Source organism: Nocardia sp. NPDC051900, from assembly GCF_044452545.1.
Classification (GTDB): domain Bacteria; phylum Actinomycetota; class Actinomycetes; order Mycobacteriales; family Mycobacteriaceae; genus Nocardia; species Nocardia sichangensis.
Genome location: NZ_JBITBU010000005.1, coordinates 377,359 through 396,347, shown reverse-complemented (window position 1 = coordinate 396,347; position 18,989 = coordinate 377,359). Strand labels below are relative to the sequence as shown.

At 68.8% G+C, this 18,989-nt stretch carries 20 protein-coding genes; 11 read left to right on the top strand and 9 right to left on the bottom strand.

What is annotated here, in order from left to right; all coding sequences use genetic code 11:
• The first annotated feature begins 213 nt into the window (after positions 1–213).
• Positions 214–699 (top strand): nitroreductase/quinone reductase family protein, encoded by a 486-nt coding sequence (locus tag ACIA5H_RS11000; RefSeq protein ID WP_397075478.1) that lies wholly within the window; start codon positions 214–216, stop codon positions 697–699.
• 110 nt (positions 700–809) lie between these two features.
• On the opposite strand, the gene ACIA5H_RS10995 is transcribed toward ACIA5H_RS11000, so the two are convergent.
• On the bottom strand, positions 810–1,211 hold the full coding sequence (locus ACIA5H_RS10995) for a VOC family protein (RefSeq protein WP_397075476.1): 402 nt from the start codon (positions 1,209–1,211) through the stop codon (positions 810–812).
• Between the two features lie 57 nt (positions 1,212–1,268).
• Between ACIA5H_RS10995 and ACIA5H_RS10990 the strand changes: the two genes are divergently transcribed.
• Positions 1,269–1,730 (top strand): MarR family winged helix-turn-helix transcriptional regulator, encoded by a 462-nt coding sequence (locus tag ACIA5H_RS10990; RefSeq protein ID WP_397075474.1) that lies wholly within the window; start codon positions 1,269–1,271, stop codon positions 1,728–1,730.
• Between the two features lie 167 nt (positions 1,731–1,897).
• Here the strand turns inward: ACIA5H_RS10990 and ACIA5H_RS10985 are convergent, their stop codons facing one another.
• Positions 1,898–2,455 (bottom strand): TetR/AcrR family transcriptional regulator, encoded by a 558-nt coding sequence (locus ACIA5H_RS10985; RefSeq protein ID WP_379249066.1) that lies wholly within the window; start codon positions 2,453–2,455, stop codon positions 1,898–1,900.
• A 39-nt stretch (positions 2,456–2,494) separates the two neighbouring features.
• Between ACIA5H_RS10985 and ACIA5H_RS10980 the strand changes: the two genes are divergently transcribed.
• Positions 2,495–3,739, top strand: coding sequence for a KasA/KasB family beta-ketoacyl-ACP synthase (locus ACIA5H_RS10980; RefSeq protein ID WP_397075468.1), 1,245 nt, complete (start codon positions 2,495–2,497; stop codon positions 3,737–3,739).
• Positions 3,740–3,888: 149 nt separating this feature from the next.
• On the top strand, positions 3,889–4,683 hold the full coding sequence (locus ACIA5H_RS10975) for a thioesterase family protein (RefSeq protein WP_379249082.1): 795 nt from the start codon (positions 3,889–3,891) through the stop codon (positions 4,681–4,683).
• A gap of 37 nt (positions 4,684–4,720) precedes the next feature.
• Here ACIA5H_RS10975 and ACIA5H_RS10970 read toward each other — a convergent pair whose 3' ends face one another.
• Both ACIA5H_RS10970 and ACIA5H_RS10965 read right to left on the bottom strand, forming a co-directional pair.
• Positions 4,721–5,128: a VOC family protein gene (locus tag ACIA5H_RS10970; RefSeq protein WP_397075465.1), complete on the bottom strand. Its 408-nt coding sequence runs from the start codon at positions 5,126–5,128 to the stop codon at positions 4,721–4,723.
• A gap of 62 nt (positions 5,129–5,190) precedes the next feature.
• Positions 5,191–5,835, bottom strand: coding sequence for a TetR/AcrR family transcriptional regulator (locus ACIA5H_RS10965; RefSeq protein ID WP_397075463.1), 645 nt, complete (start codon positions 5,833–5,835; stop codon positions 5,191–5,193).
• 85 nt (positions 5,836–5,920) lie between these two features.
• Here ACIA5H_RS10965 and ACIA5H_RS10960 point away from each other — a divergent pair, with 85 nt between their 5' ends.
• Positions 5,921–7,003, top strand: coding sequence for an epoxide hydrolase family protein (locus ACIA5H_RS10960; RefSeq protein WP_379249088.1), 1,083 nt, complete (start codon positions 5,921–5,923; stop codon positions 7,001–7,003).
• 106 nt (positions 7,004–7,109) lie between these two features.
• On the top strand, positions 7,110–7,733 hold the full coding sequence (locus ACIA5H_RS10955; protein ID WP_397075461.1) for an NAD(P)-dependent oxidoreductase: 624 nt from the start codon (positions 7,110–7,112) through the stop codon (positions 7,731–7,733).
• A 57-nt stretch (positions 7,734–7,790) separates the two neighbouring features.
• Here the strand turns inward: ACIA5H_RS10955 and ACIA5H_RS10950 are convergent, their stop codons facing one another.
• A complete protein-coding gene (locus tag ACIA5H_RS10950) occupies positions 7,791–8,927 on the bottom strand; it encodes a GTP-binding protein (protein ID WP_397075458.1) in 1,137 nt (378 codons plus the stop codon).
• A gap of 90 nt (positions 8,928–9,017) precedes the next feature.
• On the opposite strand from ACIA5H_RS10950, the gene thiD reads away from it, so the two are divergent.
• Positions 9,018–9,863, top strand: a complete 846-nt coding sequence (gene thiD / locus ACIA5H_RS10945) for a bifunctional hydroxymethylpyrimidine kinase/phosphomethylpyrimidine kinase (RefSeq protein ID WP_355071616.1) — start codon at positions 9,018–9,020, stop codon at positions 9,861–9,863.
• Between the two features lie 141 nt (positions 9,864–10,004).
• Here thiD and ACIA5H_RS10940 read toward each other — a convergent pair whose 3' ends face one another.
• Complete coding sequence (locus ACIA5H_RS10940; protein WP_355071614.1) at positions 10,005–10,751, bottom strand: TetR/AcrR family transcriptional regulator; 747 nt, start codon at positions 10,749–10,751, stop codon at positions 10,005–10,007.
• Positions 10,752–10,867: 116 nt separating this feature from the next.
• Between ACIA5H_RS10940 and ACIA5H_RS10935 the strand changes: the two genes are divergently transcribed.
• Positions 10,868–12,130: a glycosyltransferase gene (locus ACIA5H_RS10935; RefSeq protein WP_397075455.1), complete on the top strand. Its 1,263-nt coding sequence runs from the start codon at positions 10,868–10,870 to the stop codon at positions 12,128–12,130.
• Positions 12,127–14,418 (top strand): glycosyltransferase family 39 protein, encoded by a 2,292-nt coding sequence (locus ACIA5H_RS10930; RefSeq protein WP_397075453.1) that lies wholly within the window; start codon positions 12,127–12,129, stop codon positions 14,416–14,418. The genes ACIA5H_RS10935 and ACIA5H_RS10930 overlap by 4 nt, the downstream gene beginning before the upstream one ends.
• A gap of 153 nt (positions 14,419–14,571) precedes the next feature.
• Here the strand turns inward: ACIA5H_RS10930 and ACIA5H_RS10925 are convergent, their stop codons facing one another.
• Positions 14,572–15,336 (bottom strand): SDR family oxidoreductase, encoded by a 765-nt coding sequence (locus ACIA5H_RS10925; RefSeq protein ID WP_397075451.1) that lies wholly within the window; start codon positions 15,334–15,336, stop codon positions 14,572–14,574.
• 243 nt (positions 15,337–15,579) lie between these two features.
• Here ACIA5H_RS10925 and ACIA5H_RS10920 point away from each other — a divergent pair, with 243 nt between their 5' ends.
• Together ACIA5H_RS10920 and ACIA5H_RS10915 are read left to right on the top strand one after the other, a co-directional pair.
• Positions 15,580–15,945 (top strand): hypothetical protein, encoded by a 366-nt coding sequence (locus ACIA5H_RS10920; RefSeq protein WP_379249111.1) that lies wholly within the window; start codon positions 15,580–15,582, stop codon positions 15,943–15,945.
• A gap of 318 nt (positions 15,946–16,263) precedes the next feature.
• Entirely contained in the window at positions 16,264–17,613 is a 1,350-nt protein-coding gene (locus ACIA5H_RS10915) for a glycosyltransferase 87 family protein (RefSeq protein ID WP_397075448.1), read from the top strand.
• Here ACIA5H_RS10915 and ACIA5H_RS10910 read toward each other — a convergent pair.
• Positions 17,584–18,198 carry a TetR/AcrR family transcriptional regulator gene (locus tag ACIA5H_RS10910; protein ID WP_355071605.1) on the bottom strand — a complete coding sequence of 205 codons (615 nt, stop codon included), beginning with the start codon at positions 18,196–18,198 and terminating at the stop codon, positions 17,584–17,586. The two genes, ACIA5H_RS10915 and ACIA5H_RS10910, sit on opposite strands and share 30 nt — an antisense overlap.
• 5 nt (positions 18,199–18,203) lie before the next feature.
• The gene (locus ACIA5H_RS10905) at positions 18,204–18,980 is read right to left on the bottom strand and encodes an enoyl-CoA hydratase family protein (protein ID WP_397075446.1); all 777 of its coding nucleotides are present in this window, start codon (positions 18,978–18,980) and stop codon (positions 18,204–18,206) included.
• Positions 18,981–18,989: the final 9 nt, after the last annotated feature.

Genomic DNA, 18,989 nt, shown 5'->3' with positions numbered 1-18,989 from the left:
ACCCCCCCCCCCCCCCCCCCGCCCCCCCCCCCCCCCCCCCCCCCCCCCCCCCCCCCCCCCCCCCCCCCCCCCCCCCCCCCCCCCCCCGGGACGGTACTGACTTCGAATGCTGTGTGCAGTGTGGGGTCGGTGTCGCAGTGGAACAGCCGCGGTGGCGGCAGACCTTCCGTAATGTTTGCGGTGCTGCTGGCGCACACGAGGTAGGTGAGGTGTATGGACAGCGTGCGGGATCTGCTTTATGCCGCGAAACGCTGGATGTATCGGGATAACCGGCCGGGGATGTTCGCCCGGGTGCTGAACCGCGCTTCGGAGTGGATGTATTCGGCGGGTGTGCTGTCCCCTGGCTATGCCATGACTCTCGAAGTGGCCGGTCGGCGCACCGGGCGTCCGGTGACGCTGCCGATCGTGGTCGCCGAGTACGAGGGTCAGCGATATCTGGTGTCGATGCTGGGCCGGGACGCGGGGTGGGTGCGCAACGTCTACGCGGCTCACGGCCGGGCGTTCTTACACCGGCGCGGCCGCGAAGCGGTACTGCTCACCGAGGTGGAGGCGGGGGAACGGGCGCCGATCCTGCGCCGCTACCTTGCCGTCGCTCCCGGGGCCCGCCCACACTTTCCGATCGACCGCACCGCTCCGTTCGATGAGTTCGCGCGGATCGCCGACCAATACCCGGTCTTCCGGGTCGAACCCGCAGGCTAGCTCACGGCCGGCGCCCGCGCAGGCGACCGCGCCTGGCGGCGGCCACTCCGTCTGAGGTGCGGCAGGTCGTTGGTGCCGCTCACCGCATTACGCGTCTGATCTTCGAGTACTCAGTACGACTGAAGTTCGATCAGTGTGCCCTCCGGGTCGCGCAGGTGTGCGGTGCGCAGACCGGGGCCCCATTGTGGGCGGTCGGTTGGGCCCGCGACAACGGTCGCGCCGTGGTCGGCGCACAGCTTCGCGCCCGCGTCGACGTCGGGCACTCGGCAGACGAACATCACCGTGTCCTGCGACGGTGTGGCAGGCAGCGTAGACGTGCCGATGACCTCCGCCATCGCGGCGCGGTCGAAGAGCACTAGTACGCCTTGGTCCGCGACGTCCCAGTTCGCGTATGGACCGGCGGCGGTTCCCTTGACGAGGGTTGCCCCGATCAGCTCTGGCAGCACCGCCGCGTAGAACTCGAAGCATTCGGCGAAGCGGGTGACCAGGAGTCTCGGATGTAGCGCGTCCACGGTGATCTCCAATTAGTTGGTGCTGACCTATTGTAGGTTTGCCCCTACAATAGGTCGATGGATACCGGACGCGCACTCCCACCGAGCCTGCTCGGCCTCGACATCTACCTCCTGTCGCGGGTCGGCAAGGCCGCGCGCACCGGGTTCGCCGACCGCCTCGCCGCGCGCGGCATGCGCCTGTGGCACATGGCGATCCTCGCGGCGCTCGCCGATTTCGGCCCGCACGCCCAGCGGGACTTGGCCGAGCGCCTGGTCATCCACCCCAGCGACGTGGCCAAGATCGTCGACGAACTCGAAGCCGCCGGTCAGGTGGAACGGGCGCGGGACGAGCGCGACCGTCGCCGCATCACCGTGCGCCTCACCCGAACCGGCCGTACCGCGTTGCGTTCCCTCGATCGCGAAGCCGGTCGGGTCGGCGACGAGATCCTCGCCCCGCTCGACCCTGCGGAGCGGGAGCAGCTGCATGCGATGCTCGAACGCCTCTTCGCGCACGCGTACCCGGGGTCACGCACCGAGTGATCGCCTCCGCGCGAGGCGAGCGATCCGATCACCCCGCCCTAGTCGCAGAGCTAGTCGGAAGCGCGGGCCACGGCCGTGCCGAGCAGCAGCGTCGCTACCAGATTCCACCGCCACCGACCGCGCGACGGCTCGGACTCTGCCCACCGCCGATGCGCCGATAAAACTGTTCAGAGCACCGTCTGTTCGATCAGACGGCGGGCCGCGCGATCGGTGCGCTCGACCTCGCCGGTGATCAGCCGGTCTTGCAGAATTCCGCGCAGACCCGAAATCAGCAGTGTGGCGACAATTTCCGGGTCGTCAATGGAATCGATGACGCGCAGCCCGTCGGCCAGCGCCGAGACGAAGATCGCGATGGCCGAGTTGGCGTAATCGGCGTACGGACTGCGCGGCGCACAGGCCGCGCCGAGCACCTGAAGCATCACCCTGACGCTGGTGCGGCCGCCGCCCGAGGCGTTCGCGGTCCAGAAATCCCACAGCCGGTCGCGCAGTTCCGCAGCGTCACCGATGTCGGCGAACATCGCCGCGATGTCGGGGCGCTGCGTCGCCAGCGCTTGGACCAGCAATTCCTCCTTGGTCGTGAAGTAGTAGATCAGCATGCGGGAGCTGGTGCCGAGTTCGGCGGCCAGCGGGCGCAGCGACAGGTCCGCGAGACCGTGATCGGCGATGTAGCGCACGACGGCGGCGAGCAGTTCGGCGCGTTTGGCGTGGTCGAGGGGGCGGGCCATGGGTTGACTGTAGCGATCGGTACAGGTATTCATGACATCGTGACTGTAACAATCGCTTCAGAAACTCGGAATTCGGTCGTGGTCACCGGATACGCGGCGACCACGTCGCTGGCCGACGACATGGATACGACCTGGTCCGGTTTGCTGGCGGGGCACAGCGGGATCGGCGCGTTGGATGACGATTTCGTGGCCGAGTACGACCTGCCGGTCCGCATCGGCGGCAAGTTGAAGTCACAGCCCGGCGGGGAACTGTCCCGGGTCGAACAGCGCAGGCATTCCTACGTCGAGCAGATGGCCCTGGTGCTCGGCCGCCGGGTCTGGCGCGCGGCGGGCGCGCCCGAGGTGGACGGCGAACGCTTGGCGGTGGCGATCGGCACCGGGCTCGGCGGTGGTGACGCGCTGATCTCCGCGGTCGACGCGATGCGCGCGGGCGGCTACCGCAAGGTGTCGCCAATGTCGGTGCCGATGGTGATGCCGAACGGTCCCGCCGCCACCGTCGGGCTCGAAATCGGTGCCAGAGCAGGAGTTTTCGCTCCGGTCTCGGCATGTTCGTCGGGTTCGGAGGCGATCGCGCACGCCTGGCGGCTGATCACCACCGGCGAGGCGGACGTAGTGGTGGCGGGCGGGGTCGAAGGACACATCGATGCCGTGCCCATCGCGAGCTTCGCCATGATGCGCGCCATGAGCACCCGCAACGACGAACCGGAACGCGCGTCCCGCCCGTTCGACCGGGACCGCGACGGGTTCGTCTTCGGCGAGGCGGGCGCGCTGCTGGTGCTCGAATCGGAGCGGCACGCACGCGCGCGCGGCGCGACCGTGCACGGGCGGGTGCTCGGCGCGGGCATCACCTCCGACGCCTATCACATCGTCGCCTCCGAGCCGGAAGGGCTCGGCGCTGCCCGCGCGATGCGCAAGGCCATCGAAACCGCAGGACTGCGGGCTTCGGATATCCAGCATGTGAACGCCCACGCTACGTCGACCTCCATCGGCGACGCCTCGGAAGCCAACGCGATCACCTCCGTCGCGCCCGACGCCTCGGTCTACGCTCCGAAATCCGCGCTGGGGCACTCGATCGGGGCGGTCGGCGCGTTGGAATCGCTGGTCACCATGCTCACCCTGCGGGATCAGGTCGTCCCGCCGACGTTGAACCTCGACAACCTCGATCCGGCGATCGATCTCGACATCGTCTCCGGCGCGCCGCGGACTCAACACATCGATTTCGCACTGAACAACTCGTTCGGTTTCGGCGGGCACAACGTCGCGCTCGCGTTCGGCCGGGTCTGATCCCGAGCCCGTTCCGGGGCGGGTTACCGTCGTTGTGCAAGCGACCGATCGGCCCGAAGGATGGACAGCGACGTGAGCGAGCGTCAGCGAAGCAACCGAGGACACCGCGCGCGGGCGCGCACTGAGCCCACCGCGGGCGAGGCACGGTCATGACTGACGCCTTCTACCTACCCGATCCCGATCGGCCGGACCGATTCATCTCGACCGAGTTCACCCGTGGCCCCTGGTCGCCGGACGCCCAGCACGCCGGTCCACCGTCGGCGCTGCTCGCGCACGTGATCGAGCGGTGCGAGCCACGGCCCGGGTTCCAGGTCGGCCGGGTCGCCGTCGAGATCCTCGGCCCGGTGCCGTTGGAACCGCTCAGCGCGCAGGCGCGCGTCGCGCGTCCCGGTCGCAGCGTCGAACTCATCGAGGCGACACTGTCGACCGAGCGCGGGCCGGTGATGCGGGCGAATGCGTGGCGATTCAAGCTGGCCGAGCCGGAATTGCCGCTGCCGGAACGCTTCTTGCCGACGGGCTCACGCCCCGGCCCGGAGCAGGCGGACGCGCCCGAGCCGTTCCCGTCCACCCAGCCGATCGGGTTCCACACGGCCATCGATTACCGCTTCGTCAGCGGATCCTTCTCCGAACCAGGCCCGGCGATCTGCTGGATCAGGATCAAGCACCCGATCGTCGCGGGCACCGACCCGAGCCCGCTGGAGCGCACCCTCGCGGCCGCGGATTCCGGCAACGGCGTGAGCGCGGTCCTGGACTGGTCGAAGTACCTTTTCATCAACACCGACCTGACCGTCACCCTGTACCGCCAGCCGGCGGGCGAATGGGTCTGCCTCGACGCCGTCACCTACCCCCAACCCCATGGCATAGGTATGGCGGAATCAGCGCTCTACGACGAAAAGGGTCCCTTGGGCCGCAGCACGCAAACCCTCTTCCTCGGCAACCGATAACCGAGGCAGACCCACTCGGCGTTCGTCACCGACGCGTTCACGGACGGGTCGAGATCTGTTGGACGGCCCAGCCGTTGCCGTCCGGGTCGGTGAAGAAGAAGAATCCGACGTTGTCCAGAGGGTCGGGCATGGGGGTCGGATTCTCGCCGAGGACTTTGATTTCGGTGATTTCGACGCTGCGGGAAGTCAGTTCCTCATGGGCTTTGCGCAGGTCGTTGACTACCAGCTGGAGGCCTTGTTGGGATCCGGGGCGCATGTCCGGCACCGCGCCCTTGCCGATCACGATCGAGCAGCCCGAGCCGGGCGGGGTGAGCTGCACTATGCGCACGCCCTCGGCGATCTTCGTGTCGTGGTCGACGGCGAAGCCCAGTTGCTCCGCGTAGAACCGCTTGGCTCGGTCGATGTCCGACACGGGCACGATCACGACCTCGAGTGTCCAGTTCACGGCACTTCCTTTCGGCGGACTGCGGTATTCGTACCAGTGCGGACCGGTTCACCCCGGGAAATTCATCGCCGTGCCCACCGCCAGGAGAACTCGTCCGGCGCGGGCGGTGGGCCGGGGAGTTCGCCGTCGGAGCTCAGTCCGGCGACGAGCATCGCGAGCACGCGGCGACGCAACTGGACGGTGCGCTCGGGGTCGGGCACCGCGACCGCCGCGCAGGATTCCAGGATCAGGCCGAGGTCCTGCGGGGTGACGTCGGGACGCAGCTTGCCGGTGGCGTGGGCGCGGCGCACGAGCTCCTCGGTCGCCTCGCCGGAGCGCAGGACGTCGGGGAGGATCGATTCGTCGGGCGTGAACGTGCCCGCGAGGTGCACGGCGAGGGAATGCACGTCCGCGTCCACCACGCGCTCCAAGAAGCCGACGAGTCCGCGCCATCCGTCCGAATCCTCCAGCGCCGCTTCGGCCTCCTCGTTGTATCGGCGCAGACCGTCATGGCAGAGCGTGCGCAGCAGCACTTCCTTGCTCGGATAGCGGCGGTAGAGCGCGCTGATCCCGACGCCCGCGCGTTCGGCGACGGCGGAGATCGGGGCCGTCGCGTCGGCGAGGAAGACCACGCGGGCGGCCTCCAGGATCAAGCCGTCGTTGCGGGCCGCCTGCGCCTTGCGGCCGGGCAGACCCTTCTGAGCTGGGGCGTCGGATGTTCTCGGCATGAATTCAGCGTAGCACTTGAAACGGAATGATCCGTTCTGTTACAGTTGAACAGAACAGAGCATTCCGTTTCACTAGGAGCAGGACATGACCGCGATCACCCCCTTCCGCATCGACGTCGACCAGGCCGAGCTGGACGATCTGCGCGACCGGCTCGCACGTACCCGGTGGGCTCAGCAGATCCCCGGCTCGGGCGACACCTATGGGGTGAGCGTCGAGCGCGTGCGCCACCTGGTCGATTACTGGCGCGACGGGTTCGACTGGCGCGCGGTCGAGAACGCGCTGAACGCCTACCCCCAGTTCACCACCGAGATCGACGGTCAGAACATCCACTTCCTGCACGTGAAATCCGCACAGGAGGACGCGTTCCCGCTGATCCTCACGCACGGCTGGCCCGGCACTTTCGTCGAGTTCGTCGGCGTCATCGAGCCGCTCACGACGGCCGGATTCGATCTGGTGATCCCTTCGGTACCGGGATACGGCTTCTCCGGCCCCACCACCGAGGCGGGCTGGAACGACGCTCGCATCGCCCGCGCCTGGGCCGAGTTGATGCGGCGGCTCGGCTACGCCCGCTACGGCGCGGTGGGCAACGACGGCGGATCGCAGATCTCGCCGGAACTCGGGCGGGTGGCTCCGGAGAACGTCGTCGGCGTGCACGTCGCGCAGGTGTACTCGTTCCCGTCCGGCGACCCGGCCGAACTGGCCGATCTCGACGAGGACGAGCAGCGGTCGCTGGCCACCCTGGACTGGTTCGTGAAGAACAAGATGGGCTTCAACGTGCTGCAATCCCAGCAGCCGCAGACGCTGGCGCACGCGATCACGGATTCGCCCGCCGGATTGGTCGGCTGGAACGGCCAACTGCTCGGCCCGGATCTGGACGACGACTTCGTGCTGACCAATATCGCGATCCACTGGCTCACCGGCACCGCGGGCTCGGCGATCCGGCACTACTTCGAGAAGGACAAGGCCGAGCACCCTACCGCGCCGACCACGGTTCCGCTCGCGCTGTGCGGCTCCTCCGGCGATTTCCACGGCATCCGGCGCTTCGCCGAGCGCGATCACAACATCGTCTCGTGGCGCACGCACGATGTGTTCACTCACTACCTGCACCATGTGGCGCCCGCGCTCATGACGGAGGAGATCACGGAGTTCTTCGCGAAGCTGCGCTGAGACAGTCGCTTATGGCATCGAGAGCCGCGGCCATGGTTCGTCTCGATTCCCGCTGATGTACTGGATTCATCAACAGCACAACAGCTTTCGAACAAGGAGAGAAACCATGCGAATCGCGGTCTTCGGAGCCACCGGTACCGTCGGTCGTCTCGTCGTCGAGCGGGCGCTGCGGGAGGGCCACGAGGTGACGGCCTTCACCCGCAGCGCCGCGAGCGTCACGCAGCGGCACGAGCGGCTGCGCGTCGCGGAAGGCGATGTGCTGGACACCGATTCGGTGCAGCGCGCGGTGGAGGGACAGGACGCGGTGCTGGTCTCGCTCGGCAACGGCCGCAAGGGCGTGGTCCGGGCGGGCGGCACCAAAGCGATCATCGAAGCGATGCGGCGCACGGGCGTGAAACGGCTGATCTGCCAGACGACGCTCGGCGTGGGCGACAGCAAGGGCAACCTGAACTTCCTGTGGAAGTACGTGATGTTCGGGTTGCTGCTGCGCCCGGCCTATGCCGACCACGTCGAGCAGGAGGAGTACGTCCTGGCCAGCGACCTGGACTGGACGATCGTGCGGCCGAGCGCGTTCACCGACGGACCGGCCACCGGCAGCTACCGGCGCGGATTCCCGGCGGGCGAGCGCGGACTCACCCTGAAGATCGCCCGCGCCGACATCGCCGACTTCATGATCGAGCAACTGACCGACACCACCTACCTTCGCCAGGCGCCCGGTATCTCGAACTGAGCGCGCCGTGCGGCGGCCCGAAAGCGGCTCGTGCCTGGAGCGTGGGCCGACGCAACCTCATGCGTGCTCGTGCAGTTCGCCCCAGGCCGGGAACGGATCGGGATACTCCGCCCACGCACCCGGTCCCTCGGCGAACTCTGCCTCGGTGAGCAGGGCGCCGTCCAGCAGAGCACGCACCTTTTCGCAGTCCAGCCCGATCCCGATGAACACGATCTCCTGCCCCGGCGGCACCTCCAGCGACGACCACCAGGCGGCGGGTTCGAAAACCAGGTTCGGTCCCGCTTGCGACCACACCGCCGCCAGCGTCGAGCGGCTCGCGATCCAGCAGAATCCCTTGCTGCGCAGCAGACCACGCAACCGCTCCAGCGCGTCGGAAAGGCGCAGTGGATGGAACGGCCGGTCGGCGGTGTAGGTGAGGTTGCGGATGCCGTACTCCTCGGTCTCCGGCGTGTGGCCGCCTGCGAGTTCCTCCGCCCAACCCTCGGCCGCCGCGGCGACAAGCGGGTTGTAGCGGCCGGTGTCGAGCACCTCGCGCAGGTCGACCACACCGTTAGTGGTGCGCAGCACGTGCGCGCGCGGATTGAGCCTGCGCACCGTGGCCTCCACCGCACCCGCCGCCGCGACGCCCACCAGGTCGGTCTTGTTGACGAGCACGACGTCGGCGAACTCGACCTGATCCACCAGGAGGTCGGCGATGGTGCGCGCGTCGCCCTCCCCCGCTTCCAGATTCCGCTCGGCCAGCGCTTGGCCGCGCGCCACTTCCGCGAGGAAGGTCGAGGCGTCGACCACGGTCACCATGGTGTCCAGCCGGGCGACGTCGCCGAGCCGGAACCCGTCCTCGAACTCCCAGTCGAAGGTCGCGGCCACCGGCATCGGCTCGGAGATGCCGGTGGACTCGATCACCAGCTGATCGAACCGTCCCGCGCGAGCGAGCCGGGCCACCGCCTCGATCAGGTCCTCGCGCAGGGTGCAGCAGATGCAGCCGTTGGTCAGTTCGACCAGCTTCTCTTCGGTGCGGTCGAGGTGGCCTTGGCCCGCGACCAGCGCGGCGTCGATGTTCACCTCACTCATGTCGTTGACGATGACCGCGACCCGGCGGCCCTCCCGGTTGGCGAGGATGTGGTTGAGCAGCGTCGTCTTGCCCGCACCGAGGAAGCCGGACAGCACGGTGACGGGAAGCAGGTCGGAGTCCATGAAGTTAATGATAACGATTTTCATTTTATGCCCGCCGGGCGGGTCCGGTTGCCCGTAGCGGGAGAACGACGTCGCCGTAGGGTTTGGGTCGTGAAATTGCTGCCATTGCCCGCCGAGGGGCAGACCCCCGTCCGGGCGCTCACCATCGCCGGTACCGATTCCGGCGGAGGCGCCGGAATCCAAGCCGATACCCGCACCATGGCGCTGTGCGGCGTGCACGCCCTGGTCGCGGTCGCGGCGGTCACCGTGCAGAACACGGTGGGCGTCAGCGGTTTCCACGAGATTCCGCCGCAGGTCGTAGCCGCTCAGGTGCGCTCGGTCGCCGGGGACATCGGCGTCGGCGCCGCGAAGACCGGCATGCTGGCCTCGACCGCGATCATCGAGGCGGTCGCGGAGGTGTGCCGGGAGGTCGGCATCGGCCGCGATGGCGAGATTCCGCTGGTCGTCGATCCGGTGGCGGCCTCGATGCACGGCGACCCGCTGCTGCACGCCGAAGCGCTGGACGCGCTGCGCAACACCCTGATTCCGCTCGCGACCGTCGTGACGCCGAACCTGGACGAGGTCCGCCTGCTCACGGGCATCGAGGTAGCGGACGACGATTCGGCGCGGCGCGCGGCCGAGGCGCTGCACAAGTTGGGACCGCGGTGGGCGATCGTCAAGGGCGGGCATCTGCGTTCCTCCGAATACAGCGCCGACCTGCTGTTCGACGGCGAGCAATTCCTCGAGTTCACCGCGCCGCGCATCGCGACCGGCAACGACCACGGCGGCGGCGACACGCTGGCCGCCGCGATCGCCTGCGCGCTCGCCCACGGCTATCCGGTGCCCGAAGCGGTCGAGTTCGCCAAGGAGTGGACCTACCGCTGCTTGGCCGCGTCCTACGATCTCGGCGCGGGCCATGGGCCGGTGTCCCCGCTGTGGCGGTTGCACCGGAGCTGATCGGCGCCATTTCTTGTCGGTGGGCGCTGCGATACTGAAGACGTCGCCGACACGGATGGCTTCAACGGCGAGGCGATCGGAACAACGACGTTCGGCGTGGACGCGGCACGACCTCGGCGCCCGGCCCGGGGGGCGCTCCGGTCACAACGTGGAAAAAGCGAGGTGCAGCGGACGATCGGCCGCGATGGCGATGCCGTGCAGCCGAGCGCTCGCCGCCACCAGCGCGAAGATGGTCTCGCTCAGATAGTCGGCGAACTGCTCGGCCGTCATGGCGGGCGGCTCCAGCCGGTTCACTCCCAGCCACCAATCGGTGGCCGAGGCCACCGCGCCGAAGATCGAATAGATCACCAGCTGCACGTTTTCGATCCGCACCGACTCGTCGTCCACTACGCCTGCGAACAGCTCGGCGGCGCGCCGGGCGGACTGCCTGGCCGATTGCAGCGCGCGATCGGCGTCGTCGGACCGTTGCGTGAAGTGGCTGTGCAGCATGAACCGGAAGACGTTCGGCTGCCGCGAGACCACCAGCACGTATTCGGACGCGGCGCGGCGCACCAGGTCACCGGCCGAGTCGCCGGTCAGGTCGAAGCTGGTCATGACCTGTTCCCAGAGCAGGTCGCGAACCCGGTCCACGATCGCGTTGTAGAGGTCGGTCTTGTCCTCGAAATGGCGATACAGCTTCGGCTTGGCCGCGCCCGCCTCCTTGGCGATGTCGCCCATGCTGACGGCGGGGCCGAATTTGTCGAGGGCGCGGAACGCCGCGTCCACGAACTCCTCGCGCACCTTTCTGCGATGCTCGCGCCAGCGCTCGGTGCGGGCGTCCACGCGTTTCGGCGGCTGGTCGTCTTCCGTCCGGCCGCGCAGCATCACGAATCCGGATGCTACCTGCACCGAGCAGCCCCGATAACCGGGCGTCCGCCGGGCATCCACCCGGCGATCCCGAGCTACCAGGAACCTCACAGCTGAGGCCCAGCCCGGTGGCAGTGTGGCCGTCGAGTCTGGTTCGCATGACCGAGACTTCCACCGTCGCGGCGACGGAACGGACCGAGACCACGGGCGCGCCCGTGCTGGACGTGGTGATACCCGTCTACAACGAAGAGACCGACCTCGGCGTGTGCGTGCGCAGACTGCACGCCCACCTGCGCGAGGGGTTCCCGTTCCCGGCGCGCATCACGGTCGCCGACAACGCGAGCACCGACGCCACGCTCCAGGTCGCCCAGCTGCTCGCGGAGGAATTGGACGATGTGCGCGTCGTCCACCTGTCCGCCAAGGGGCGCGGTCGGGCGCTGCGCGCGGTGTGGGAACACTCGGACGCGCAGGTGGTCGCCTACATGGACGTCGACCTGTCCACCGACCTGAACGCCTTGCTCCCGCTGGTCGCGCCGCTGATCACCGGGCATTCGGACCTGGCCATCGGCACCCGGCTCGACGCCGCGTCCCGCGTGGTGCGCGGACCCAAGCGCGAGATCATCTCGCGCTGCTACAACCTGCTGCTGAAGGCCTCGCTGCGCGCGCACTTCTCCGACGCGCAGTGCGGCTTCAAGGCGATGCGCACCGAGGTGGCGCGCCGCCTGCTGCCGCTGGTGCACGACGGGGAATGGTTCTTCGACACCGAATTGCTGGTGCTCGCCGAGCGGGCGGGTCTGCGGATTCACGAGGTCCCGGTGGACTGGATCGATGACCCGGACAGCCGCGTCGACATCGTCGACACCGCCCGCAAGGACCTGCTCGGCATCTGGCGGCTGGGTCGGGCGCTGGCGACCGGCGCGCTGCCGCTGGAGGAACTGCGCCGCTCGGTGGGCCGGGAACCGCTGGTGCCCGGGGTGCCGCTGGGCATGGTGGGTCAGCTGGTGCGGTTCGCGATCGTCGGTGTGTTGAGCACGCTGGCCTACCTGCTGCTCTACGTGGCGCTGCAACCATTGACCGGCGCGCAAGTGGCGAACTTCGCCGCCCTGCTGATCACGGCGGTGGGCAACACGGCGGCCAACCGGGCCTTCACCTTCGGCGTGCGCGGCTCGAACGGGGCCGTGTCGCACCAGTTCCAAGGTTTGGTGATCTTCGGCATCGGGCTGGCGCTCACCAGCGGTTCATTGTTCGCGCTGCATCGGTGGGCGCCGGGCTCCTCGGTGCATCTGGAACTGTTCGTCCTGGTGGCGGCCAATCTGGTGGCGACGCTGCTGCGGTTCGTCGGGCTGCGCTGGGTGTTCCGCGACAGCGGAGGCGATCGTGCGTCGAACGCATCGGGGCCCGCCACGGAGGTTCGTCGATGACGGCGACTCTGACCGCGCAACCGGTCGCGGCCGAACCGCGGCCCCGGGCCGAACAGAACTGGGAGTATCCGGCGCTGGCGGCGCTGTTGCTCGGCACGGCGGTGGCCTATCTGTGCAACCTGAGCGCCAATGGGTGGGCGAATTCGTTCTATTCCGCCGCAGTGCAGGCGGGCTCGGTGTCGTGGAAGGCGTTCTTCTTCGGGGCCTCCGACGCGGCCAACTCGATCACCGTGGACAAACCACCCGCCTCGCTGTGGTTGATGGAGCTTTCGGTGCGGGCCTTCGGGCTGGGCAGCTGGAGCATCCTGGTGCCGGAGGTGCTGCTCGGCGTGGCGAGCGTGGCACTGCTGTGGGCGACGGTGCGCAGGCCGTTCGGGCCCGCGGCCGGATTGCTCGCCGGGTTGGCGCTGGCGGTGACGCCGGTCGCGGCGTTGATGTTCCGCTTCAACAATCCCGAAGCGCTCTTGGTGTTCTTGATGATCGCCGCCGCCTGGGCGATGACCCGGGCGGTGGAGGACGGCCGCTGGCGGTGGCTGGTGCTGACCGGCGCGCTGATCGGATTCGGCTTCCTCACCAAACAATTGCAGGTGCTGCTGGTGGTTCCGGCGCTCGCGCTGACCTATCTGCTCGCGGGCCCGCCGAAGCTCGGCAAGCGCGTCCTGCAACTTTTCGCGGCCGGGGCCGCGATGGTGCTGGCCGCGGGCTGGTGGCTGCTCGCGGTGGAGTTGTGGCCCGCCTCGTCCCGTCCGTGGATCGGCGGCTCGCACGAGAACTCCATCCTGGAACTCACCCTCGGCTACAACGGGCTCGGCCGGCTCAACGGCAACGAGCGCGGCAGTGTCGTACCGGGCGGCGGTGAGCTGCCGCCGGGCGGCAACGGCATGTGGGGGGAAACCGGCATCACGCGGATGTTCGAGCCGGCACAGGGCGGTCAGATCGCGTGGTTGATCCCCGCCGCGCTGGTCGCGCTGGTCGTCGGAATCCTCTTGCGCGGCAAAGCGGCTCGTACCGACCGGCAGCGCGCTTCGCTCGTCCTCTGGGGCGGATGGCTGCTGGCGACCGGGCTGGTGTTCAGCTTCATGGCCGGGATCTTCCACCAGTACTACACCGTCGCCCTGGCTCCGGCCATCGCCGCGCTGGTCGGCGCGGGCGCGGTCCTGGCGTGGCGGGGGCGGCATCGGCCGTGGGTGCGGCTGGCGTCGGCCCTCGCGGTGGGTCTCACCACGGCGACCGCCTGGATGCTGTTGTCGCGCAGTCCGGAATGGCAGTCGTGGCTGCGCTGGACGGTGCTGGTCGTCGGCGTGCTCGCGACACTCGCCGTGGTCTTTCCCGCGCCGCGCGCGCTGGCCGTGGTGTCGGCGCTGGCGGTCGCGTTCACCTTCCTGGCCGGGCCTGTCGCCTATGCCGTCGACACCATCGCGACGCCACACGCCGGTTCGATTCCTTCGGCGGGGCCGAACGTCGCGATGCGCGGGCGGCCACCGTGGGGCGAAGGCATGCCCGGCATGGGTCGCCGCATGCAGAACGGAACGAGCACGGGCCGCGACGGCGCCGCGCAAGCGCCGGGTGGCACACCGCCGGGCGGAGGTTCGCCGGGTCCGCAGGGCACTGCACCGGACGGCGAAATTCCACAGCCGGGCGGCCGACTTCCGGGCTCTGGACCGCAGGGCACCGCGCCCGGCGGCCGGACACCGAGCGGCGGACGCCAGGGCACCACGCCCAACGGGCAGGCCCCCGGCGGCGCGGGTACGCCGCCAGACGGGCAAGCTCCTGACGGCGCGGGGACACCGCCGGGTTTCCCGCCCGGCATCGCGCCGCAAGGCACCGCACCCGGCGGGCAGGCACCGGACGGCACCGTGTTCCCGCAGGGACCGGGCGGCATGCCCGGAGACGGCGGTCCTGGTCCCAATGGCGGCGGGATGGGCGGCCTCCTCGGGGCGAGCGAACCGAGCGCGCAGATCGTGTCCCTGCTCGAGCAGAACGGCGGCGACTACACCTGGGTGGCCGCGGCCATCGGCTCGAACAGCGCCGCGGGCTTGCAGTTGGCCACCGAACTTCCGGTGATGCCGATCGGCGGCTTCAACGGCAGTGACCCCTCGCCGACGCTGGAGCAGTTCCAGCAGTACGTCGCCGAAGGGAAGATCCACTACTTCGTCGGCGGCGGCCGTGGCGGGCCCGGTTCGTCCAGCTCCTCCCCCAGTGCGCAGATCACGCAGTGGGTCGAGGAGAACTTCACCGCCATCCAGGTGGACGGGGTCGCCTTGTACGACCTGACCGCCACCCACTGAAACCACGCGATGCTGCCCTGTCGCCCTGCATCCCTCGGGGCCGCATCGCCTTCCAGTGTTCAGCGCATTCCCCTGCACTCGCTGAACACCGCATCCGCACCGGCGTCATACCTCGGCGCCGGTGCGGACCGCGTTTTCGATGCCTCCGGGTGGCTACCGGCCGGACTCGATCCACTCGGCGAACGTCGGGCCTGCGAGCTTGGCGTGCGGGCCGGGGAGAAGTCCACCGTTTTCGTACACCTCACGGTCGGGATTGTCCTGGTCGCTCACCTCGACGACGTGTGCGGGCGCGCCGCGGCGGGCGGCAAGCAGGGTTGCGGCGCCGGCCATCGTTTCCGGTTGCGGGCCCGCGATTTCCGGGAAAGGAGCCGTGGTGATCTCGGGAGCGAGCGCGAGGCGGACGAGTTCCTCGGCGACGGTACGCGCGGCGACCAATTGGGTGCGCATCTCGGCCAGGTAGGCGGTGTCCCCCTGGGTGCCCCACCCCATCATCAGCTCGACCAGTTCGTGGAACTGCGCCGCACGCAGGATCTGCACCGGCAGCGGCCCTTCCAGCAGCGCTCGCTCGTGGGCCAGCTTGGCCGCGTTGTACCCGGCGGTGGTGCCGTCGATGCCGATGATCGACGCCACCACCAGTCGCTCGACCCCTGCCTTCTGTCCCGCTTCGTGCAGATTGCGCGCGGTCGCGGTGAAGAAGGCCGTCGCCACCTCCCGGTCCGGGGACGGCGTGCTGGAAACGTCGATCACGACGCGCACACCATCCAGCGCATCGACCAGGCCCCGCCCGGTCTCGATGTCGACACCGTCGGCCCGGGAGAAGGCGACCACGTCGTGCCCCTGCTCGTTCAGCACATCCACCACGTGCCTGCCCAACCGCCCGGTCGCGCCCGCTACCGCGATCTTCGTGCCCTTCGCCATGGTCCTCACTCCTTGTGTCGCTGCGTCGTTTCGCGTTCACAGGAAGGACGACGCGACGCCGGCGAGTGTGACATCGATGCGAAGACGCTCGGAGTTGGCACCGGCGCAGGCTATTCGAGCGTCAGGTCTTGGCACACCGCAAAACTCCAGCGATGATGATCGGATGCGTGACAGCGCACGTTCCGGAGCGGGAACCCGGAGCGCATCAGGTCACGTGTCCACCGCGAACATTCAGGGAAACAGTTGAACGCTTTCATGAAGCTGGCCGTGACGGTGGTCAGCGCACTGGTCGCAACCGCGCTCACCGTCGGATTCGCCGCCACCGCGTCGGCCGCGCCCGTCGATCGCACCGAACCGATCGCCGCGGCGACCAGCGAGGCCCCGCAGGTGACCTACATCAAGGCGTGCCTGCCGCCCGGCGACACGATCGAACTGCGCACGGGAATCGGCGCGGCGATCGGCGCCGCCATCGGCGCGCTGGTCGGCCTGCCCGTCTTCTTCGTCGGCGCGATCCCCGGCGCGATCATCGTCGGCCTGATCGGCGCCGCCATCGGAGCCTCCTCCTACGCCATCGATTCCGGGCGCCTCGAGCAGCAAGGGTTGTGCTGATCGGGCACAGCGCATGAGCGCGCCGAGTTCGGCAGAGCCCTAAGCGAATTCGTTGAACATCAGGGGCGCGAGTTGTCTGTCGCGCCCCTACCGATCCACGCGATCACATGCACCGGGACATCGGGACCCGGTAAGCGGCGCTTCCCACACAGGGAGGCCAAAAGTGACACATGTTACATTTCCTAATGGTAATACTACTTTGGTAGTAGCCGTATCGTTAGACGAGCTCACGGTTTCAGCGTTGCCCTCGGGACCGCGCCGATCATGTTGTCCGGCAACGGTTCCGCCGATCGATCGTCATCTGATGAAGGAAAGTTCATGGCAACTGTCGCACCGGCGACAACTGTCGTTGTCGCGCAGGCGACGGAACTATCGACCGCGCGTAGCCGACCGCCACGAGCCGCACTCGCCCTGGGCGCGGCCATCGTGTTCACCGCGATCTCCCTGGCGGCCTGGCTGCTGTTCTTGCGGCCGAACTGGGAAATGTACTGGCACCAAATAGATCTGCAGGTCTACATGTGGGGCGGCAAGGCCGCCGCCCTGCACCCGGATCAGTTGTACACCGCCCGCGGCCCGATGTTCCTGCCGTTTCTCTATCCCGTCTTCGCCGCGTGGATCTGCGCCGAATTGGCGCGGTTCCCGATCAACTACATCGGCACCGGCATGGTGGTCACGACGCTGATCTCCCTGTACGTCAGCGTGTGGTGCACCGCTGTGCTGACGCGGTATCGGCGTGGACTCGGCATGACGGTGATGACGCTCGCCGTCGGCAGCGCCGCGCTGTGGCTCGAGCCGGTGCAGCAGACCTTCCGCTTCGGGCAGATCAGCATGATCCTGATGGCGATGGTCTTGGTCGACCTGGCCACGCCGAAACACCGCCGGAGTCGCGGCATCCTCATCGGTATCGCCACCGGCATCAAGCTGACGCCCGCGGTGTTCGTCGTCTATCTGGTGATCACCCGACAATTCAAGGCCGCCGCCGCCGCGATGGGCGCGTTCGCGGCCACGGTCGCGGCCGGGCTCTGGTATCGGCCGACCGAGGCGATCCAGTTCTGGACCTCGACCGTGGCGTCGCAGAACCGGATCGGCTTCGCGTACGTGCAGAATCAGTCGCTCAACGGTGTGCTCGGCCGCCTGCAATGGACCACGTGGGACAGCCACGTGCTGTGGCTCTTCGGCGCCGGCGGGCTCGGGCTGGCCGGGTTGGCCGCCGCGCGGATCGCCTACCAGCGGGGAGACGAGATGCTCGGCGTCCTGCTCGCCGCCGGTGTGGCGCTGCTGTGCTCACCGATCTCCTGGACGCACTATTGGGTGTGGGCGGTGCCCGCGCTCGTCTGGGCTGTGCACGCACTCTCCCCACGGGCGCGGACGGCAGGCATCGCCGCGGTCACCACGATCGCACTGTTCGCCTTCGCGTGGCCGATGCAAGTCGACTCGATCGGAACATGGGATCAGACGCTGCCGCTGCTTCCGCAAGGCCTGATCTGGTTCGTACCCCAGACCAACGGCCGGGAATTCCACTGGACCGTCGTGCAATTCCTGGTCGGCAACTCCTACGCTCTGCTCACCCTCGCCGCCATGGTCGCCGCGATAGTCCTGCTGCTGAGCGCGCCGAGATCGCCGATCGCGGACTCCCGATCAGCGAGGAGCGTGCAAAGCGGCGTGTAGCGTGGCGGCCCATTGCTCGACTATGCGCTTGCGGCGGGCCGAGTCGTCGGTGAGGACGTCGGCCAACCCCAGGCCGCGGGCCATGTCCAAGGTCGCCTGGACCAGGTGATGGGTGACCGGATCGGAGTCGTCCACGCCGAGGGCCTCGATCGCGCGACGGTGCGACGCGCGACCGAAGCGGGCTTCCAGCGGGACGATGCGTTCGCGCAGCACCGGGTCGGCGGCGGCGTGCGTCCACACCTGCAACGCGGCTTTGAACAGCGGACTGGTGTACGACTCGACCAGCCCCGCCACCACCGCCTCCGTACGGCCGACGCCGTCGCCCAGCTCCCCCAGCGACGACGCCTCTTGCACCGCCTGCCCGCTGCGCGTGTCGAACATGAACTCCAGCGCGGCGGTGATCAGATCCTCCCTGGTGGGAAAGTGATGCTGCGCCGCGCCACGCGACACCCCGGCCCGTTCGGCGACGACCGCGACCGTCGCGGCCGCCCAGCCCATCTCGGCCAGACAGTCGATGGTCGCCTCGAGCAGGCGCTGCCGGGTGGCTCGGCTGCGGTCCTGCTTGGGTTCGTGGGGTGTCGCCATGGTCGTTATTCTGCCCAGCTCGGCGGTCGGCGCTGCAAAAAGGCCAGCATGCCCTCGTGCACTTCGGGGGTGCCGAAGAAGCTCGCCGAACGCCGCGCGAGCTCCTCGGCGGAGGCGTCGAACTCCGCGAGGATGCCCGCGTTGACCAACCGCTTGGCCTCGGCCAGCCCCTGCGGGGAGCCCTTGCGCACTTCCCCGCACAGCCGCGCCACCTCGGCGGCCGGGTCGTCGGCGGTCACCGTGACCAGGCCGATCTGCTCGGCGACGGCGGCGTCGAACTTCTCGCCGGTGAGGTAGTACCGGCTGGCCGCGCGCGGATCGAGCCTGGGCAGCAGGGTCAGCGAGATCATGAACGGCGCCAGCCCGATCCGCACCTCGGTGAGCGCGAAACTGCTGCCCGGCCCGGCCACGACGATGTCGCAACCGGCCACGATGCCCATGCCGCCCGCCCGCACGTTGCCGTCGATCCGTGCGATCACCGGCTTCGGGATCTCCACCAGCCTGCGCAGTACGCCGATCATGACCCGGGTGCGCTCGTCGGCGGCCACGGCCGGATCGGCGTCGCTCGCCTCGCTCAGATCGGCGCCAGCGCAGAAGGTGTTGCCGGTGTGCGCGAGCACGACGACGCGCACCTTCTCGTCGTCGGCGGCGTCGTCGAGTCCGCGCAGCAGCTCGGCGACCAGCTTGGACGACAGCGCGTTGCGGTTGTGCGGCGAGTCGAAGGTGAGCGTCGCCACGCCGCCGGTCACCTCGTAGCGGACGAACGGAGCCGTCTCGGTCATGCGCGTCCT

What these genes read in the sequence shown, in the direction of transcription:
- ACIA5H_RS11000 (WP_397075478.1), top strand. Translation starts at nt 214, where the DNA reads ATGGACAGCGTGCGGGATCTGCTTTATGCCGCGAAACGCTGGATGTAT.
- ACIA5H_RS10990 (WP_397075474.1), top strand. Translation starts at nt 1,269, where the DNA reads ATGGATACCGGACGCGCACTCCCACCGAGCCTGCTCGGCCTCGACATC.
- ACIA5H_RS10985 (WP_379249066.1), bottom strand. Translation starts at nt 2,455, where the DNA reads ATGGCCCGCCCCCTCGACCACGCCAAACGCGCCGAACTGCTCGCCGCC.
- ACIA5H_RS10975 (WP_379249082.1), top strand. Translation starts at nt 3,889, where the DNA reads ATGACTGACGCCTTCTACCTACCCGATCCCGATCGGCCGGACCGATTC.
- ACIA5H_RS10965 (WP_397075463.1), bottom strand. Translation starts at nt 5,835, where the DNA reads ATGCCGAGAACATCCGACGCCCCAGCTCAGAAGGGTCTGCCCGGCCGC.
- ACIA5H_RS10960 (WP_379249088.1), top strand. Translation starts at nt 5,921, where the DNA reads ATGACCGCGATCACCCCCTTCCGCATCGACGTCGACCAGGCCGAGCTG.
- ACIA5H_RS10955 (WP_397075461.1), top strand. Translation starts at nt 7,110, where the DNA reads ATGCGAATCGCGGTCTTCGGAGCCACCGGTACCGTCGGTCGTCTCGTC.
- ACIA5H_RS10950 (WP_397075458.1), bottom strand. Translation starts at nt 8,927, where the DNA reads ATGGACTCCGACCTGCTTCCCGTCACCGTGCTGTCCGGCTTCCTCGGT.
- ACIA5H_RS10935 (WP_397075455.1), top strand. Translation starts at nt 10,868, where the DNA reads ATGACCGAGACTTCCACCGTCGCGGCGACGGAACGGACCGAGACCACG.
- ACIA5H_RS10930 (WP_397075453.1), top strand. Translation starts at nt 12,127, where the DNA reads ATGACGGCGACTCTGACCGCGCAACCGGTCGCGGCCGAACCGCGGCCC.
- ACIA5H_RS10925 (WP_397075451.1), bottom strand. Translation starts at nt 15,336, where the DNA reads ATGGCGAAGGGCACGAAGATCGCGGTAGCGGGCGCGACCGGGCGGTTG.
- ACIA5H_RS10915 (WP_397075448.1), top strand. Translation starts at nt 16,264, where the DNA reads ATGGCAACTGTCGCACCGGCGACAACTGTCGTTGTCGCGCAGGCGACG.
- ACIA5H_RS10910 (WP_355071605.1), bottom strand. Translation starts at nt 18,198, where the DNA reads ATGGCGACACCCCACGAACCCAAGCAGGACCGCAGCCGAGCCACCCGG.
- ACIA5H_RS10905 (WP_397075446.1), bottom strand. Translation starts at nt 18,980, where the DNA reads ATGACCGAGACGGCTCCGTTCGTCCGCTACGAGGTGACCGGCGGCGTG.